Below are 18,215 nucleotides of genomic sequence, written 5' to 3'. Positions count from 1 at the left end.
CCCCTTCTCCAAACTTTCCCTGGCTTCCCAAAGAACCACACTCTCGGATTGTAAAACGACCCTGAAGGGCTACGTGCGGGCGCCGCTTCGAGCGGCGCCCGCCCGCCTCACGACCGACCGCCGCGCCGGGGGCAGCGGACGGCCGGAGCTCCACGCTCCCCGTCGGGGCCCGCGAGATTCGCTTCGGCCGAGGATGGGCACACGCCCGGTCGGACCCACGACGCGGCCGGAGCCGGGAGGACGCACCATGACGACCAAGTCCCACGCCACCGGGAACGGGCGGAAGCGGCTGCGGCGAGGCGACCACGTCTCGTGGCGGAGTCACGGAACCACCGTGACCGGCCGGGTCGAGCGGGAGATCACCTCGCGGGTCGAGGCCGCGGGCCGGACGGTCGACGCCTCACCCGAGGAGCCGCAGTACGAGGTGCGCAGCTCCGCCTCCGGGCGGACGGCCGTACACCGGCCGTCCGCCCTGCGCCGACGGAAGGACTGACCGGACACGGCGGCGCCGGCACGCACCGCTCGCCCTGACGGGGCGCCAGCAAGAGCGGCGTCAGCAAGGGCGGCGTCAGCAAGAGCGGCGGCGGGTCGCCCTCCGAGAGGAACACGAGAACGTCATCAGCCTTGCAGCGTGAGTCGGCGAGGTCGAAGAGGGACCCGAGCGCGGGCCGGCAGGACCGCTCGAAGGCCTCGTGCCCGGCCCAGGTCCGGTATCGGCCGAGCGGGCTGCCGCCCGGCCGCTCATGGTGGAGCACTGGCCCGCCTACAAGGAGTACCGGGCGAAGAACGACCGGGAGATCCCGGTGGTCGTGATCGAGCCGACGGCGTTCGGTCGTCCGACGGGCCGCCGGGCCGCCCGGCCGGGCGGCCCGGCTCGACGCCGTCGTCCGGCGGGGACTGTCCCCTCCCGGCGGTAGGGTCGTGCCGCCGACGCACCGACCGAGGGGGACCCTGATGACCGACCGCACGACCGACGGCGCCGCGAGCACGCCCAGCGCGGCCCAGGGCGCCGGCAGCGCCGCCTGCGACGACGCCGTACGGACCGCGGGGCGGCTGCGGCGGGTGGCGGAGTCCTCCGAGGGGCTGGTGGTCCTGGACCCGGGGATCAGCGACGAGGAGATGGACGGCTGGCCGGCGCCGGTGCCCGAGGAGATCCGCGCGCTGCTGCGGGTCGTCGGGGGCGTGCGGATCACGGTCTCGCGGTCCGCGGTCAACCAGCACCTGTCGATCGAGCACGTCGACCTGGCTCACCCCTTCAACCGGGGCTGCTACCCGGCCGGTGACAGCAGCTGGTACGTGGAGCACGCCGGCGGCGCCGGCACCCACTGGTTCGTCCACCTCGACCACGGCGACGGCCACACCTACGTGGACGTCGACCGGGCCACGGGGGCGTGGGGCCCGGTCTTCCGTTTCTGGGACGCCACCGACTCCGTGCGCGTGGCGCCGTCGCTGACCGCCTGGCTGGAGCGCCTCGCCGACTGCCTGGAGGAGGCACTCGCCGCGGCCCGGGCCGAGGCCGGACCCGGCACCGCCATCGAGATCAGGACGTTCGGCCGACACTTCGGCGATCGGTGGCCGGACCCGGAGCGGGAGGCGACGACGGTGGAGCCGGTCACCGCCGCGGCGGCCCGGGTGAGCGGTGACCCCCTGCTGCGCGAGGCCGCAGCGGCCCTGCCCGACGACGCCCTGCTCGCCGATCTGCGGTCCGTCACCGGCCCCGCCGCCGTCGACTTCCCACTGCCGGTGAGCTGCCGCTACGCCCGCTGGTCGGCCGGGGCCCTGCTGTCCGCCACCGCGTGGGACGGCGAATAGCTCCGAGGGGCGGGGCCGTCGGCCCACTTGGCTGAATCTCGCCCCCGGTCGGCGGGCCGACGCCCGTGTGGTCCCGGCCGCGCGGGGAACGCGGGCTCCCGGACGGCGCCGGACACGAGGTCCGGCGCCGCACGGCTGGACGAGAGAGGGCGATCCTCATGATGGCGACAGTGGCGGTGCTGGCTCTGACGATCCTGCTCTTCAGCGCCGGACTCGGTCTCACCGTGGCGGTGGCGGGCCTGGCGAATCGGTTGGGGCGGTCGGCCGCGCGCCGCCGGCGATGACCGGGGGGCGACCGACCCCGCCGGCAGGGGCCGCCAGGTCCTGGTCAGAGGTCCTGGTCAGGTCGGGACGCCCGGGTCCACCCGCCGACCCGCCTCGCCCCCGGGCGGGCGGGTCATCGCCCACCTGATCCCCCTGGTCACGGTGGCCGCGCCCAGCCGGACCGCCGGTCCCTCCACCACCGGCAGGTAGGGCAGGCGGAGTTCCCGCCGCGCCCACCCCGGCAGCAGCGAGACCGCGCCGGCCGCGAGCAGCCCGTACGGCGGGCGGACCACCCACGGCAGGGGCGGCCGGAGGAGGATGAACCGCGCCGCGTCGAGGGCCGCCCTGGTCCGGTGCAACTCGGCGCGGTACGCCGCGAGGACGTCGGCGAGCTGCCGCTGGTCGCGCGGCGGGTCGACGACACCCAGCGCGGCGGCCACGACGGCGGCGTCGGCCACGTAGCCGTCATAGGCGTCGTCGTCCAACGGCCTTTCTCCGTAGGCCCGGTGGGCACGGAGGAAGCTGTCGACCTCGGCGGCGTGCACCCAGCCGAGCAGGTGTGGATCACCGGCCCGGTACGCCTCCCCCGAGGCACTGGTGCCGCGGACCCGCTCGTGCACCGCCCGCACGTGGTCGACCGCCTGCTGCGCGTCGGCCGCGGTCCCGAACGTGGTGACCGCGAGAAACGTGCTGGTGCGCTGGAGCCGGCCCCACGGATCGCCCCGGTAGCCGGAGTGCGCCTCGACGGCGGCCATCGCCAGCGGGTGCAGCGACTGCAGCAGGAGCGCCCGGAGTCCGCCGACGAACATCGAGGCGTCTCCGTGGACGACCCGGATGGGCCGGTCCGGGCCGAACCACCGGGGGCCCGGCGTCTCGTGGATCCGGCTCCGGGTGGCCGGGCCCTGCGGCCCGGCCACCCGGGCGAACAGCTCCGCGCCGGCGCGCTGCCGGATCGCGGCGAGGCCGGGGATGCCGGAGATGCCATCGGTCATACCCGCCACTGTAGTTCCGCGCCGCGCCGACGGGCCGCCACCGACGGGCCGCCGACGGGCCGCGCCACCGGCCGGGCCGGTCGCGCGACGATCCCCGCTACCGGCGGCAGGGGCCGCGGGCTGGGGTGAGGGCCCGTGGAGAGCCGGGCGGGGTCGGCTCGCGGGGACCGTCGGAGCGGGCGCACCGGCGCCCGGAGCGGCGGCGTACGTGCCGCTCCCGTCGTCGCCGGTGCCGGAGACGGTACGGACTCAGGGGTCCGCACTCGGCGCCGCACGCGGCCGACCACGCACCTCCCCCGGGAAGACGTGACCCGGCCTTCGGTTTGGGCACCGCTTCTGATTCCTGGCCCGCGCGCGGACGCGGTCATGGACGCTCGGAGTACGTGTCAGCCGGCCGGAAGACCCACCGCCAGGGTCAGTTCAAGGACCCGGTACGGCGAGGCGAGATCCGGGAACAGCTCCCGCAGCTGCGACATCCGGTACCGGACTGTCTGGGGATGGACGAACAACGCCGCCGCCACCTCGTCCCGCCTGCCCTGGTGCAGCAGCCACGCTCGCAGCGTCTCCTCCAGCCGCCGCGCGGTCGCGACGGGCAAGGTCCGCAACGGTGCGAGCGCGCGGGCACGCAGGTCTGAGAACGCGTCCATGTCGGCGCTCAGCACCAGCTCGGGCAGGTGGGCCTCGGTGTCGCGGATGTCCGAGGAGAGGGAGCGCGCGCGTACGGCTCGTGCGTACGAGGCGCACGCACGAGTCCACGGCCGGGGCGGGCCGACCACGGCGGTGCGGTCGGCCAGCTGCCGCAGGAGATGCGATCGGTCGGCATCGGGAACGAGCAGCACACCGGTGGCGTCCGGCAGATCATCGAGGACGAGGGTGCCCGGGTCGAGCGCGCGGTAGGCAGGCCGGGCCTGGGCCGCGGGCAGCAGGGCCGCGGTCAGCGACGTCGGAGGCTGCCACCCGGCCCGTTGAACAGCGGCCAGCAGCACGTCCGGGCTCGCGTCGGCGAGGAGGTCGCGGGCCAGGTGTTCCAGGTGGCGCTCGCGGGCCCTGCCCCGAGCCGCCAGTTCGTCGGCGTGGCCCGCGGCGCTCGCGGCGGAGAGCTCGTCGATGTAGGCGAAGGTCAGCTCGGCGAACTTGGCGACCTCGGCGGCGGGCAGACCTACGGGTACGGCACCCGCTGCCAGACATCGCCAGGCCACGCGGGCGCCGACGCGGTAGGCGCTGAGCAGGGCGTCCATCGAACGGCCGTCGCGCACCTCGCCGCGGCCCAGCTCGTAGGCTGCGTCACCGGCGTCGCCGCCCGTGGCATTCCCGCTCGCGAGGTCCAGGTAGTGGCCCAGGGCGGTGCGGACGGCTCGGCGGATGGTGCCGCCCATGCGGCCCGAAAGGGCGTTCGCGTAGGGAGGGACCTCGTCGATGATCGCCTGGACGACCTCGTCGGCGGTGGCCCTCAACGCGGCCCGAAGCGCGGTGACCGTCGTCTCATCCAGGACCAGCTCGCTGGCCCTCCGGATTGCTTGACTCACGCTTTTGTTCCTTGCGAACAATTCGGTCGACCAGATTCACGTCCTACGGTCAGGACTTTACACCCTGAGGCGCAGCAAGCTGGAGTCATGACGAGTGCAGCCCTCCGCAAGAGGGCGTGGAAACTGCTGGAGATGGTCACGACGCCGCTGCTGCCGTCGGACTACCTCGACCTGGTCAGCCCGCTGCGTGCGGGCGCCGACCTGCGCGGGCGCATCGAGGCCGTGCACCCCGAGACGGGTGACGCCGCGACCGTCGTGATCAGGCCGGGGCGGGGCTGGCGCGGCCACGCGGCCGGTCAGTACGTGCGGATCGGGGTCGACGTCGACGGGAGGCGCCTGTGGCGTGCCTACTCCATCACCTCACCGACAGACCGCCAGGACGGCCGGATCACGATCACCGTGAAGGCGATCCCGGACGGCAAGGTCAGCAACCACCTGGTCCGCAGGGCGACACCCGGCACGCTGATCCAGCTCGACCAGCCGACCGGTGACTTCGTGCTGCCGCCTGCCAAGCCCGCCAAGGTGCTCTACCTGACGGCCGGCAGCGGCATCACGCCCGTGATGGGCATGCTGCGCGACATCGAGTTGGATGACGTCGTCATGGTCCACTGTGCGCCGCGGCCCCAGGACGTGATCTTCCGCGACGAGCTGCACGGCCTGGTCGCGGACGAGAAGCTGCGCCTCGCCGAGGTGCACAGCGCCACGGACGGCAAGCTCGACCTCGCCCGCCTCGGCGAACTCGTGCCCGACTGGGCCGAGCGCGAGACCTGGGCCTGCGGGCCCGCGGGCCTGCTCGACGCCGCAGAGGAGCACTGGAGCGAGCACGGCGTCCGGGAGCGCCTGCGCACCGAACGCTTCCGACCCCGCATCGTCGTGGCCGGCGACGGCGGCGAGGTCACGTTCAGCGCCACCGGCACGACAGTCGACGCGGACGGCGCCACGCCGTTGCTGGACATCGGCGAGGAGGCCGGCGTGCTCATGCCCTCCGGGTGCCGCATGGGCATCTGCTTCGGCTGCGTCACGCCGCTCAAGGCGGGCGCCGTCCGTGACCTGCGCACCGGCGAGATCACCGAGGCCGAGCCGGGCGTCCTCATCCAGACCTGCGTGTCCGCCGCGGCGGGCCCCTGCGACATCGAACGGTAGACGCACCTTGACCGCCATCGACCCCACCGCCCACCTGACCGCGCAGCAGATCGAGGAGCTCGGCCGCGAGCTGGACGCGATCCGCGACGAGGTGATCGCCGACCGCGGCGAGAAGGACGCCGCCTACATCCGCAAGGTCATCTCGGCGCAGCGCAAGCTCGAGCTGGCCAGCAGGGGCGTGCTGCTGTTCTCGGTCTTCCCGCCCGCGTGGCTGCTCGGCACCGCCGGCCTGTCCGTGGCGAAGATCATGGACAACATGGAGATCGGCCACAACGTCCTGCACGGCCAGTGGGACTGGATGCGGGACCCGAAGATCCACTCCACCACCTGGGAGTGGGATCACGTCTCGCCGGCCGAGCAGTGGAAGCACTCGCACAACGAGTTGCACCACACGTACACCAACGTGATCGGCAAGGACAACGACCTCGGCTACGGCATCATGCGCGTCGACGAGGACCAGAAGTGGCACCCGGCCCACCTCGGCCAGCCGCTGTGGAACTTCCTCAACGCCTGCTTCTTCGAGTACGGCATCGCGGCGTACGACCTGGAGCTCGGCAAGAACCTGCACAAGCGCCGCCGCAAGGACCCGGAGTTCCGCGCGCGGGCCAAGGCCGTGGGCCGCAAGATCCGCAAGCAGGTGCTCAAGGACTACGTGATCCACCCACTGCTGTCTGGCCCGTCGTTCCTCACCACGCTCGCCGCCACGTTCACCGCGAACCTGGTCCGCAACATCTGGTCGCACTCGGTGATCATGTGCGGGCACTTCCCCGAGGGCGTACAGGTCTTCGAGCGCCGGTCGATCAAGGGCGAGACACGCGGCCAGTGGTACCTGCGCCAGATGATGGGCTCGGCGAACATCAGCGGCAGCAGGGCCATGCACTTCATGACCGGCAACCTGTCGCACCAGATCGAGCACCACCTGTTCCCGGACCTGCCGAGCAACCGGTACGCCGAGGTCGCGGTGAAGGTGCGCGCGCTCTTCGAGAAGTACGAGCTGGAGTACGTCACCGGGCCGCTGCCGGAGCAGGTGTTCTCCGCGTGGCACAAGGTCTTCCGGCTCTCGCTGCCGACCAAGAAGCCCAAGGCCATGGCCCCGGCCGGGCACGCGATGGTCGTGGTCGAGCACGAGTGACACGGTGACGGCCCCGGGACGCTCCCCGGGCCGTCAGCCGACGGACAGCAGGGTCGGGTCCGCCATGATCCGGCGGATCGTGGTCTGCGCCGCGCCCAGCACGGGTCCGCGACGCCCCAGGGCGGACGAGCGCAGCGCCTCCGGGGGCCAGGGCCGGACGGTGACCCGGTCGGTGAGTTCGGCACGGACGGACGGCAGCAGCCACGCGGCCAGTTCGGCGTAGGTGCCGCCGAGGACGAGGCCGTCCGGGTCGATGAGGTCGACGGCGGAGGTGAGGGCGAGGCCCAGGGCACGGCCGGCGCGGTCCAGGGCCGCCAGGGTCGGCGGGTGCCCGGCACCGGCCCGCTCGGCCAGCAGGGCGACCGGGTCGCCGGCCTCCGCGGGTCCGGCCGGACCCGGGTCGTGCTGGGCGAGACCGGCCTCTCGCAGCACGGCCGCCTGGCCCGCGTACTGCTCCAGGCAGCCGCGCGCGCCGCAGACGCACCGGAGGCCGTCCGGGTGCACGGGGATGTGGCCGAGTTCGCCGGCGAAGCCGCGGGCGCCGCGGAACACCTGCCCGTCGATGACCAGGGCGGCGCCGATCCCGGCGTCCGCGGAGACGTGCACGAAGGTCTCCGCGGCCTGCTCGGCGTTCCAGTACTCGGCCAGAGCCCCGAGGTTGGCCTCGTTCTCCGGCTCGGGCGCGGTGTCCGGATCGGGCCAGTGGTCGGCGACGCGGACGGTGGGCCAGCCGAGGTTGGGCGCGCGATCGACCTGTCCGACGGGTTCGTTCGGCACCACCCCGGGCACGGCCAGGACCCGGCCCTCGACGCGGAGGCCGAGGTCGCGGGCCTCGGCCTCCGCGTCGGCGGCCAGCGCGGCTACCTCCGCCAGCACCTGCCCGGCCGGCCGGCCGGCGTTCGACCGTTCGACCCGGCGCCACACCCGGGGTTCTCCGCGCAGGTCCACGACGCACGCGCCGAGGTGCATGACGCCGATCTCCAGACCGAGGCCGGCGGGGCCCCGGTCGCTCACCGACAGCGCGCGTCCGGGGCGGCCGACCCGTCCGTCGGGGGCGGTCTCCGTCTCGGTCAGCGCACCCCGCCCGATCAGTTCGTCGACCAGCGAGGAGACGGCCGCCCTGGTCAGACCGACGCGTGCGGCGACATCCGCGCGGGACAGCGGGCGGCCGAGCGGGTTGTGCGCGGCGACCGCGCCGAGGACCACCGAGAGGTTGCGCCGTCGCATGTCCTGTTGCGAAGCGGGCCCGGAGCCCCGACTGTGCCCCGTTCTGCCGACCACTCCCACGCGCGGGCCCCTCCTACCGGTCCTCGGCCGGGGCTCCCTGCAAGGCCCCGGCCCGACGCAGGGTACCGCTGATCCGTTCGAGTGCGTCCGCGTCCCGTGCCACGGGCTCCAGCACCGGGCCGTCGGCGGTACGCCAGCGGCGGGCCACCGCGTCGGCGGGCTCGCCGGTGAGCAGGGCGGCGGCTTGGGCGGCCGCGCCGAGTGCGACCAGTTCCCGCGCGGCGGGTACCCGCACGGCCCGGCCCGAGAGCCGCAGGACGGTCCGCTGCCAGGCGCGGCCCCGGGCGCCGCCCCCGATCAGCAGCAGCGGCTCGTCGCCCGCCGGCTCCTCGCCGCCCGCGCGCAGCACCTCGTCCAGGGCGGTGAGCAGGGCGTGGGCGGCGCCGTCGTAGGCGGCTTGGAGCACCTCCCCCGGTGTGGTGTCGTGACGGAGTCCGTGGACCAGGCCGGACGCGCCGGGCAGGTCCGGGGTGCGCTCGCCGTCCAGGTAGGGCAGCACCACCACGGTGCCGCCGTCCTCGACCTCCTCGCGCCCGCGTCCGAGGAGGCCGGCGACGCGGTCGACGGCGAGGGTGCAGTTGAGCGTGCAGGCGAGCGGCAGCCAGCCGCCGAGGGCGTCGGCGAAGCCCGCGACCGTCCCGCTCACGTCCACCGGCCTCTTCCGGCCGACGGCGTAGACCGTCCCGGAGGTGCCGAGGCTGAGCACGGGCTGCCCGGGCCGCAGTCCCAGCCCGAGGGCGGCGGCCATGTTGTCGCCGGTTCCGGCGGCCACCAGGGCCCCCTCGCGCAGCGCCGTCCCGGGGCGGACCAGGCCGGCCGGTGCGCCCGGCACGAGGACCTGCGGCAGCAGGGCCGGGTCGAGGCCGATGCGGTCGAGGACGTCCTGGTCGTAGCCGTCCGGCCCCCACCAGCCGGTCCCCGACGCGTCGCCGCGGTCGGTCACCGCCTCCCCGGTCAGCCGCTCGGTCAGGAAGTCGTGCGGGAGGCGGACGGCCGCGACACGGTCGGCCGAGACCGGCTCGTTGGCGCGCAGCCAGGCCCACTTGGGAGCGGTGAAGGCGGCGGTCGGCAGGCTGCCGGTGCGCCGGACGATCTCCGCCGGGCCGATCCCGGCTCGCAGCGCGGCGGCCTGGGGGGCGGACCGGACGTCGTTCCACAGCAGCGCCGGGCGGACCGGTGCGCCGGCCGCGTCGAGGGTGACCAGGCCGTGCTGCTGGCCGGCGATCGAGACGGCGGAGGCGCGTCCGGCCCAGCCCGTCCCCGAGACGGCCTCGTCGAAGGCCCGCCACCACTGCTCGGCATCGCTCTCCCGGCCGGCTCCCTCGCTGACGGTGTGCGGGGCTCGACCCTCGCCCAGGACCGTGCCCGTGTCGATGTCGACGGCGAGGGCCTTGGTGGACTGGGTGGAGCTGTCGACGCCGATCACGACACGCTGCTCAGCCATGCGTTCCTCCGATGGGGGGTTCCTTCTGACGCCCCGGCATACTAATTTGTTGAGAGCCCTGACAAACACTCCTCCGCACCGATCCGGAGCCGCGCCATGTCCAGCGACCCGCTCGCCCCCACCCCCGCGCACAAGTTCACCTTCGGCCTGTGGACCGTCGGCTGGCAGGGTCGCGACCCCTTCGGCGACGCGACCCGCCCCGCCCTCGACCCGGTCGAGACCGTGCAGCGGCTGGCCGGACTCGGCGCCTACGGCGTCACCTTCCACGACGACGACCTGATCCCCTTCGGCGCGGACGACGCCACCCGTGAGGAGACCGTCAAGCGCTTCCGCGCCGCGCTGGACGCCGCCGGACTGAAGGTCCCGATGGCGACCACCAATCTGTTCACCCACCCCGTCTTCAAGGACGGCGCCTTCACCGCCAACGACCGCGGCGTGCGGCGCTACGCGCTGCGCAAGACGATCCGCAACATCGACCTGGCCGCGGAGCTCGGCGCCTCGGTCTACGTCGCCTGGGGCGGTCGCGAGGGCGCGGAGTCCGGCGCGGCCAAGGACGTGCGCACCGCGCTGGACCGGCTGAAGGAGGCCTTCGACCTGCTGGGCGAGTACGTCGAGCAGCAGGGCTACGACCTGCGGTTCGCGATCGAGCCCAAGCCCAACGAGCCGCGCGGCGACATCCTGCTGCCCACGGTCGGCCACGCCCTGGCGTTCATCAACGAGTTGGAGCGCCCCGAACGGGTCGGCGTCAACCCGGAGGTGGGCCACGAGCAGATGGCCGGGCTCAACTTCCCGCACGGAATCGCCCAGGCCCTGTGGCACGGCAAGCTGTTCCACATCGACCTCAACGGCCAGTCCGGCATCAAGTACGACCAGGACCTGCGCTTCGGCGCGGGCGACCTCCGGCAGGCCTTCTGGCTGGTCGACCTGCTGGAGTCGGCCGGCTACGACGGCCCGCGCCATTTCGACTTCAAGCCGCCGCGCACCGAGGACTTCGACGGTGTCTGGGCCTCGGCGGCCGGTTGCATGCGCAACTACCTGCTGCTGGCCGAGCGCTCCCGCGCCTTCCGGGCCGACCCGGAGGTACAGGCCGCGCTCGCCGCATCCCGGTTGCCCGAACTCGCCCTCCCCACCGCCCAGGACGGTCTGGCCGGCCTGCTGGCGGACCGCTCCGCCTTCGAGGAGTACGACGTCGACGCCGCCGCGCGGCGCGGCATGGCCTTCGAGCAGCTGGACCAGCTGGCCCTCGAACACCTCCTCCGGGCCCGCTGACCCCGGCCACGGCGAAGCCGGGTCGTGCGAGCCGCACGACCCGGCGCCCCCCGGTGCTCACCTCGGCCGATGGCCGCGGTCCGGTACGCACCCCGGCACGGCCGGGGCGGGCCGGCCGGGGTGGCGCGGTGTTCTACCGACGACGGACGGTGTTCAGGCGCTGGAGGACGATGAAGAAGAACAGCAGCCCGCCGATCACGATCCTGGTCCACCACGAGCTGAGGGTGCCCTGGAAGCTGATGACGGTCTGGATCAGGCCCAGCACCAGCACACCCAGCACGGTGCCCAGCAGGTAGCCGGAGCCGCCGGTGAGCAGGGTGCCGCCGATCACCACGGCGGCGATCGCGTCCAGTTCCAGCCCGACCGCGTGCAGGCCGTACCCGGAGAGCATGTAGAAGGTGAGCAGCACACCGCCGAGCGCCGAGCAGAAGCCGCTGACCGCGTACACAGTGATCTTGGTCCGCCGCACCGGCAGACCCATCAGCAGAGCGGACTGCTCGCTGCCGCCGAGCGCGTACACGTTCCGCCCGAGCCGGGTGTAGTGCAGTACGACGAACCCGGCTGCCAGCACCAGCAGTGCGATCACCACACTCGGCGAGACGAACAGGTCGCCGAGCGGGATCCGGGTCTGCGCCATCGCGGTGTACGACGGATCCGTGATGGAGATCGACTCGATGCCGATCGTGTAGCACAGGCCGCGGGCCAGGAACATGCCCGCCAGCGTCACGATGAAGGGCTGGATCTCGAAGACGTGGATCACCCACCCCATCACCCAACCGCCGGCCGTGCCCATCAGCAGCACCAGTGGGATGACCACCAGCGGCGGCCAGCCGTGCCGCTCCACCAGCCAGGCGGAGACCATGGTGGACAGCGCCACCACCGCACCGACCGACAGGTCGATGCCACCGGTCAGCACGACGAAGGTCATCCCGATCGCGACCACGAGCAGGAAGGCGTTGTCGATCAGCAGGTTGAGCAGCACCTGCCCGGAGAAGAACCCGTCGTACCGCACCGAGCCGACGGTGAACATCGACACCAGCGCGACCGAGGTGACCAGCAGCGGGATCTGCTCGCAGACCCTGGTCAGCAGGGTGTTGGCGTTCACGCGCCGGCCTCCCGGTCGGTCAGGGCGGCGGCGGGACTCGGCCGGACACCGCTCCGGCGACCGGCGCCGTACCGGACGAGGCCGGCACGGAAGTTCGGCGACTGGACCAGGCAGACCGTGATCACCACGAAGGCCTTGAAGACCAGCGTGGTCTCCGGCGGGATGCCCATGGTGTAGACGGTGGTGGAGAGGGTCTGGATGATCAGCGCGCCGAGGACGGTGCCGCCGATCGAGAACCGGCCGCCGTTGAGCGAGGTCCCGCCGATCACCACCGCGAGGATGGCGTCGAGTTCGATCCACAGCCCGGCGTTGTTGCCGTCCGCCGCCGAGACGTTCGAGGAGACCATCAGTCCGGCGACCGCCGCGCACAGCGCACTGAACACGTACACCAGTCCGACCAGGCGCGTCGCCCGGATCCCGACCAGCCGGCTGGCCACGGGATTGCCGCCGACCGACTCCAGCAGCAGGCCGAGCGCGGTGGATCGGGTGAGCAGCGCGGTGAGCAGCGCGACGAGTCCGCTGAGCAGGATCGCGAACGGCATCGCCAGCCAGTAGCCGCCGCCGATCAGCTTGTACGGCTCGCTGGTGATCGTGATGATCTGGCCGTCGGTGATCAGCTGGGCGACGCCGCGTCCGGCGACCATCAGGATCAGGGTGGCGATGATCGGCTGCACCCCGACCCGGGCCACCAGCACCCCGTTCGCGATGCCCAGCAGTACCGCCGTACCGAGCGCGATGGCGACCGCGCCGAGCACCGTGCCAAGGCTCCCCGGGTCGGTGGCCTCGCTGATGTGCAGGCAGGCCAGCGCGCCGGCGATGGCGACGGTGGAACCGACCGAGAGGTCGATCCCACCGGTGGCGATCACCAGAGTCATGCCGAGCGACACCAGGATCAGCGGCGCTCCGAAGTGCAGGATGTCGATCGTACTGCCGTACAGATGACCGCCCTTGAGGTGGAGGGCGAAGAAGTCCGAGGTGAAGGCGAGGTTGGCGAGCAGCAGCACCGCCAGCACCGCGGCCGGCCAGAACAGCCGGTGCCGGGTCACCGCTCTGCTCCTCGGGGTGGTCGGCGCCGTGGTCATTGTTCCGCTCCGCTCGCGATGGTGGCCAGGACGCGCTCCGGGGTGAGCTCGCCGTCGTTGTCGAGTTGGGCGACCATCCGGCGGTCGCGCAGCACGCCGACGCGATGGCTGAGCCGCAGCACCTCCTCCAGTTCGGCGGAGATGAACAGCACCGCCATGCCCTTCTCGGCGAGGTTCGCGACCAGCTTCTGGATCTCGGCCTTGGCGCCGATGTCGATGCCGCGGGTGGGCTCGTCCAGGATCAGCAGCTTGGGGTCGGTGATCAGCCAGCGGGCCAGCAGCACCTTCTGCTGGTTCCCGCCGCTGAGGTTGCGGACCAGCGCCTCCGGGTCGCCCGGGCGGATGTCCAGGGCGCGGATCCAGCGCAGCGCCAACGCGTCCTGTGTGGTGCGCGACAGCGGACGGGCCCAGCCGCGGGCCGCCTGGAGCGCCAGCACGATGTTCTCCCGGACGGTCAGCTCGCCGACCAGGCCCTCGGTCCTGCGGTTCTCCGAGCAGAACGCGATGCCGTGGGCGATCGCGTCGCGCGGGCCGCGCAGGTCCGTCTCGGTGCCGTTGATCCGCACGGTGCCGCGGTCCTTGTGGTCGGCGCCGAACAGCAGTCGGGCGGCCTCGGTCCGGCCGGATCCCAACAGGCCTGCCAGGCCGACCACTTCACCGGGACGAATGGCGAGGTCGTACGGTTCGACGGCGCCCCGCCGGGCCAGGCCCTCGGTCCGCAGGAAGGCCCGGTCGGTGGCCGGCGCTGAGCGTCCGCGCCGTTTGCCGCCGGCGAGTTGGTCGAGCCCGGCGAGCTCGGCGCCGATCATCCGGGAGACCAGTTCGACCTGGTCGAGCTCGCTGGTCAGGTACTCGCCCTCGAGTCGGCCGTTGCGCAGCACGGTCATCCGGTCGCAGATCTCGTAGATCTGGTCGAGGAAGTGCGAGACGAACAGGATGGCGACCCCCTGGTCGCGCAACCGCCTCAGCACGGTGAAGAGTTGGCCGACCTCGTCACGGTCCAGGCTGGAGGTCGGCTCGTCCAGGATCAGCACCTTGGCGGAGACGTCCACCGCGCGGACGATGGCGACCAGTTGCTGGACGGCGATGGAGTAGCCGGCCAGCGGCGCGCCGACGTCGAGGTCCAGCTCCAGCGTACGAACCAGCTCGGCGGCCCGGCGGCGCATTTCGGCCCAGTCGATCAGGCCGAGGCGGCGCGGCTCCCGACCGATGAAGATATTCTCCGCGACCGACAGGTTCGGGCAGAGGTTCACCTCCTGGTAGACGGTGCTGACGCCCGCCTGCTGGGCCTGCAGCGGACCGGCGATCCGCACCCGCTGCCCGGCCAGCACCACGTCGCCGCCGTCCGCCGGGTGCACCCCGGTCAGCACCTTGATCAGCGTGGACTTGCCGGCGCCGTTCTCCCCCATCAGGGCGTGCACCTCGCCGGGGAAGAGCCGGAAGTCGACCCCGTCCAGCGCCATCACCCCGGGGAACTCCTTGCGGATCCCCCGCACTTCCAGGACCGGTTGCTGACGCACGCCGGTTCTCCTCTCCTCGTGCGGCCCGGCCCGGCCGAGGAGAGGCTCCCCGGGCGGGCCGGCGCCGTTCAGTACTGGCGGGTCGGCAGCGCGGCAGCGGCCTGGTCCTGGGTGAAGACGCCCTCCTGCGTCTTGATCCGCTTCGGCACCTGTTCGCCGGCCTTGACCTTCTTCACCAGGTCCATCAGCTGGTCACCGAGGAGCGGGTTGCACTCCACATCGACGTTGATCTTGCCCTGGCTCATCGCGGTGAAGGCGTCCTTGACCCCGTCCACCGAGATGATCTTGATGTCGGTGCCCGGCTTCCTGCCGGCCTCCTCGATCGCCTGGATCGCGCCCAGGGCCATGTCGTCGTTGTGCGCGTACAGCACGTCGATCTTCGGCTGGGCCTTCAGGAAGGCCTGCATGACCTCCTTGCCCTTCGCCCGGGTGAAGTCACCGGTCTGCGAGGCCGCCACCTTGAACTTCGCGTCCGCCTTGATCACGTCGCCGAAGCCCGACTTGCGGTCGTTGGCCGGCGCCGAACCCGTGGTGCCCTGCAGCTCGACGATGTTCACCTCGTCGGACCTGCCCTGGTACTCCTTCACCAGCCACTCGCCGGCCTTCCTGCCCTCCTCGACGAAGTCCGAGCCGAGAAAGGAGACGTAGAGCGAGTCGTCCTTGGAGTCCACCGCCCGGTCGGTGAGGATCACCGGGATCCTGGAGTCCTTCGCCTCCTTCAGCACGGTGTCCCAACCCGACTCCACCACTGGCGAGAAGGCGATCACATCCACCTTCTGCTGGATGAACGAGCGGATCGCCTTGATCTGGTTCTCCTGCTTCTGCTGCGCGTCGGAGAACTTCAGCTCGATGCCCGCCTTCTTCGCGGACTCCTGGACCGACTTGGTGTTCGCGGTGCGCCAGCCGCTCTCCGCGCCGACCTGCGAGAAGCCCACGACGAGCTTGCGGCCGGCACCCTTGTCGGCCGAGCCTCCACCGCCACCGGAACCGCATGCGGTGAGGACGATGACCATCGAACCGGCGACCAGGGCCGCCGCAGCTCTCTTGGACATGGTGGGACTTCCTCTCGGGGTTGTCGATCGCGCGAACGGCACCGCCAACGTGAACGTGACGCGTCGGCACCGTTTCGCTCGTGAGAGATTGTTAACGCTCACAATTGGCATCGGCAAGGCCGTCGCACCTCGTTACCTAATCTTGACCAGCCCGTCGGCCATAGCTGATGGAGTGCCAGTTCAGCGACGAAGGGAGCCCCTTGACCCGACTCCCACCCGCAGCACTCCCGGCCTTCGACCTGGGAGCGCCGACCTCGCCCGCACGGACTCCCGCCGCGCTCCACCGGAGCACGCGCACCCTCGGGCACCATGCACCACGAGATCATGGCCGACGAGGGCTACCGGAGCAGCGGCCGCTCCCCCATCACGCCGGCCTCCTCCACCGGCGGCGGCTGCGCCGCGACCCCCTCCGCCAGTGCCCCGTGGAACGACCGCGACAACCCGAACGTCTCGGTCAGCGGCTCCGACGCGTGGGAGGTGACCGTGAAGGCCCCCCGAAGAAGACCAGCTCGGGCCTGGAACACCGGTGCGCCCCACCCCGACACCCGGACCCTCGTCGCCATCCCCGACGGCGCGGGCGGCAACTGGAGCATGACGATACGTCAACCCCACCCGGCCGACCGTCTCCTACGGCGTGAGCCGACGGACCGCCGCTGCGCGAAGCATTGACAACGCGCGCTGCCTGTTGAACATTAGCCTGAACACGTCAGGCAGGACGGGTACCTCGCGGGTCAATTGTTAGCGCTAACAGACTCCGGGCGGCCAGGCCGATCGCCCTTCGGCCGGACCCCGGGAACCTGTGAGCTGCGCGTCCACCGACAGCACGGCCCTTGCACGGGACCAGGCGCCACGTCCCGAACGCACACCACCCACCCTGCGCGGCAGGAAGGGTCCGGCCGAGTGCGCGCTCGCACAGGCGTCAGGACGAGACGTCGGCTGCCGAGCGGTGCACGGCATCCCCCACCCACAAGGAGAACGATCCGTCATGCCATGGATCAAGCAGAAACCCCGTCTCCGCACGGTCCTGACGGCGGCCGTGTGCCTGGTCGCCGGCTCAGCCACGGCCGTCACCGCGAGCCCCGCGGCTCATGCCGCCGGGGCGACCACGCTGGGTGCGGCAGCGGCCGGCAGCGGCCGCTACTTCGGCGCGGCAGTGCCCGCGAGCAAGCTCGGCGACTCGACGTACTCCACCGTCCTCGACCGGGAATTCAACATGGTCACCCCGGAGAACGAGATGAAGTGGGACGCCATCGAGCCCGCCCGCGGGTCGTTCGACTTCGCCCCCGCCGACTCGATCGTCAACCACGCCTCCGCGCACGGCCAGCGCATGCGCGGCCACACCCTGGTCTGGCACTCCCAACTGCCCGACTGGGTCAAGTCCATCGGCGACGCCAACACCCTGCGCACGGTGACGAACAACCACATCACCCAGGAGATGAACCACTACAAGGGCAAGATCTACGCCTGGGACGTGGTCAACGAGGCCTTCGCGGACGGCGGCAGCGGGCAGCACCGCGACTCCGTGTTCCAGCGCGTGCTGGGCAACGGCTTCATCGAGGAGGCCTTCCGCACCGCTCGGAGCGTCGACTCCTCGGCCAAGCTCTGCTACAACGACTACAGCATCGAGAACTGGACGGACGCCAAGACCCAGGGCGTCTACGGCATGGTCAAGGACTTCAAGGCCCGCGGCGTGCCCATCGACTGCGTCGGCTTCCAGAGCCACTTCGGCGCCGGCGGCCCGCCGGCCAGTTTCCAGACCACCCTGTCCAGCTTCGCCGCGCTCGGCGTGGACGTCCAGATCACCGAGCTCGACCTCGCCCAAGCGTCCGCCGGCGCGTACGCCAACGCCGTCAAGGCCTGCCTCAACACCACTCGCTGCACCGGCATCACGGTGTGGGGCATCCGCGACAGCGACTCCTGGCGCACCGGCGAGAACCCGCTGCTGTTCGACGACAACGGCAACAAGAAGGCCGCCTACAGCGCGGTGCTCACCGCGCTGGGCGGAGCCGGCGGCGGCACGCCGACCGGAGGCATCACCCCCGGAGCCGTCTACACCCTCTCCGACGTGGCCGCCGGACGCGTTCTCGACCAGCCCGCCGGACAGAACGGCAACGGCACCCCGCTCCAGGTGTGGGACGCCAGCGGCGCCACCAACCAGCAGTGGCGCGCCTCCCGGAACGGCGACGGCTCCTACACCCTCACCAACGTCGCCAGCGGCCGGGTCCTGGACGAGCCGGCCGACCGGACGGGCAACGGGACGAGGGTGGCGGTCTGGGACACCAACGGCGGCGCCAACCAGCACTGGAAGGCCACCCGGAACGGCGACGGCTCCTACACCCTCACCAACGTCGCCAGCGGCCGGGCCCTGGAGACCCCCGGCAACCAGACCGCCAACGGCACTCCCGTCCAGATCTGGGACTCCAACGGCAGCGCCAACCAGCACTGGACCTTCAGGTGAGCTGAACCGCCGGGGGTGGGGGGGGGGGGGCCCCCCCCCCCCCCCCAACCCCCCCCGGACCCCCGGGGCCACCAAGGGGCAAGAACCACCCCGCCCCCCAAGGCAGGCAGCCCAAAAACCCAATGAACC

The 18,215-nt window shown here is 72.2% G+C and carries 15 protein-coding genes and 1 pseudogene; 8 read left to right on the top strand and 8 right to left on the bottom strand.

Annotated elements, in window-relative coordinates:
* The first annotated feature begins 247 nt into the window (after window positions 1-247).
* From ACZ4UX_RS15105 to ACZ4UX_RS15095, 3 genes are all read left to right on the top strand, one after another.
* Entirely contained in the window at window positions 248-493 is a 246-nt protein-coding gene (locus ACZ4UX_RS15105; protein WP_352292552.1) for a hypervirulence associated TUDOR domain-containing protein, read from the top strand.
* 199 nt (window positions 494-692) lie between these two features.
* Window positions 693-917 (top strand): nitroreductase/quinone reductase family protein, encoded by a 225-nt coding sequence (locus ACZ4UX_RS15100; RefSeq protein ID WP_465706943.1) that lies wholly within the window; start codon window positions 693-695, stop codon window positions 915-917.
* Window positions 918-954: 37 nt separating this feature from the next.
* Window positions 955-1,812, top strand: a complete 858-nt coding sequence (locus ACZ4UX_RS15095; protein ID WP_465706942.1) for an SMI1/KNR4 family protein — start codon at window positions 955-957, stop codon at window positions 1,810-1,812.
* A 341-nt stretch (window positions 1,813-2,153) separates the two neighbouring features.
* On the opposite strand, the gene ACZ4UX_RS15090 is transcribed toward ACZ4UX_RS15095, so the two are convergent.
* Window positions 2,154-3,068: an oxygenase MpaB family protein gene (locus tag ACZ4UX_RS15090; RefSeq protein WP_465706941.1), complete on the bottom strand. Its 915-nt coding sequence runs from the start codon at window positions 3,066-3,068 to the stop codon at window positions 2,154-2,156.
* A gap of 386 nt (window positions 3,069-3,454) precedes the next feature.
* Window positions 3,455-4,594: a PucR family transcriptional regulator gene (locus tag ACZ4UX_RS15085; protein WP_465706940.1), complete on the bottom strand. Its 1,140-nt coding sequence runs from the start codon at window positions 4,592-4,594 to the stop codon at window positions 3,455-3,457.
* 87 nt (window positions 4,595-4,681) lie between these two features.
* Here ACZ4UX_RS15085 and ACZ4UX_RS15080 point away from each other — a divergent pair, with 87 nt between their 5' ends.
* Both ACZ4UX_RS15080 and ACZ4UX_RS15075 read left to right on the top strand, forming a co-directional pair.
* Entirely contained in the window at window positions 4,682-5,737 is a 1,056-nt protein-coding gene (locus tag ACZ4UX_RS15080) for a ferredoxin reductase (RefSeq protein WP_465706939.1), read from the top strand.
* Window positions 5,738-5,744: 7 nt separating this feature from the next.
* On the top strand, window positions 5,745-6,869 hold the full coding sequence (locus tag ACZ4UX_RS15075; RefSeq protein WP_465706938.1) for a fatty acid desaturase family protein: 1,125 nt from the start codon (window positions 5,745-5,747) through the stop codon (window positions 6,867-6,869).
* Between the two features lie 33 nt (window positions 6,870-6,902).
* On the opposite strand, the gene ACZ4UX_RS15070 is transcribed toward ACZ4UX_RS15075, so the two are convergent.
* Window positions 6,903-8,096 (bottom strand): ROK family transcriptional regulator, encoded by a 1,194-nt coding sequence (locus ACZ4UX_RS15070; RefSeq protein ID WP_465706937.1) that lies wholly within the window; start codon window positions 8,094-8,096, stop codon window positions 6,903-6,905.
* Between the two features lie 73 nt (window positions 8,097-8,169).
* Window positions 8,170-9,600, bottom strand: coding sequence for a xylulokinase (gene xylB / locus ACZ4UX_RS15065; RefSeq protein WP_465706936.1), 1,431 nt, complete (start codon window positions 9,598-9,600; stop codon window positions 8,170-8,172).
* A 96-nt stretch (window positions 9,601-9,696) separates the two neighbouring features.
* Here xylB and xylA point away from each other — a divergent pair, with 96 nt between their 5' ends.
* The gene (xylA, locus tag ACZ4UX_RS15060) at window positions 9,697-10,869 is read left to right on the top strand and encodes a xylose isomerase (protein WP_465605543.1); all 1,173 of its coding nucleotides are present in this window, start codon (window positions 9,697-9,699) and stop codon (window positions 10,867-10,869) included.
* A gap of 133 nt (window positions 10,870-11,002) precedes the next feature.
* Here the strand turns inward: xylA and yjfF are convergent, their stop codons facing one another.
* The 4 genes from yjfF to ACZ4UX_RS15040 all read right to left on the bottom strand — a co-directional run bounded on the left by yjfF (window position 11,003) and on the right by ACZ4UX_RS15040 (window position 15,628).
* The gene (yjfF, locus tag ACZ4UX_RS15055; protein ID WP_465706935.1) at window positions 11,003-11,974 is read right to left on the bottom strand and encodes a galactofuranose ABC transporter, permease protein YjfF; all 972 of its coding nucleotides are present in this window, start codon (window positions 11,972-11,974) and stop codon (window positions 11,003-11,005) included.
* Window positions 11,971-13,056, bottom strand: coding sequence for an ABC transporter permease (locus ACZ4UX_RS15050; RefSeq protein WP_465706934.1), 1,086 nt, complete (start codon window positions 13,054-13,056; stop codon window positions 11,971-11,973). Before ACZ4UX_RS15050 ends, yjfF begins: the two co-directional genes overlap by 4 nt.
* Window positions 13,053-14,519, bottom strand: coding sequence for a sugar ABC transporter ATP-binding protein (locus ACZ4UX_RS15045; protein ID WP_465707017.1), 1,467 nt, complete (start codon window positions 14,517-14,519; stop codon window positions 13,053-13,055). The genes ACZ4UX_RS15050 and ACZ4UX_RS15045 overlap by 4 nt, the downstream gene beginning before the upstream one ends.
* A 125-nt stretch (window positions 14,520-14,644) precedes the next feature.
* Window positions 14,645-15,628 (bottom strand): ABC transporter substrate-binding protein, encoded by a 984-nt coding sequence (locus ACZ4UX_RS15040; RefSeq protein WP_465706933.1) that lies wholly within the window; start codon window positions 15,626-15,628, stop codon window positions 14,645-14,647.
* Window positions 15,629-15,937: 309 nt separating this feature from the next.
* On the opposite strand from ACZ4UX_RS15040, the gene ACZ4UX_RS15035 reads away from it, so the two are divergent.
* Window positions 15,938-16,297 carry a hypothetical protein gene (locus ACZ4UX_RS15035; protein WP_465706932.1) on the top strand — a complete coding sequence of 120 codons (360 nt, stop codon included), beginning with the start codon at window positions 15,938-15,940 and terminating at the stop codon, window positions 16,295-16,297.
* Between the two features lie 316 nt (window positions 16,298-16,613).
* Window positions 16,614-18,083: pseudogene (locus ACZ4UX_RS15030) on the top strand (glycoside hydrolase family 10 protein); the annotation flags it as partial.
* Between the last annotated feature and the right edge of the window lie 132 nt (window positions 18,084-18,215).

This window comes from Kitasatospora sp. NPDC028961 (assembly GCF_055564815.1).
Note: the sequence above shows the minus strand (reverse complement) of the source record. Positions and strands in the feature narration are given on the sequence as shown.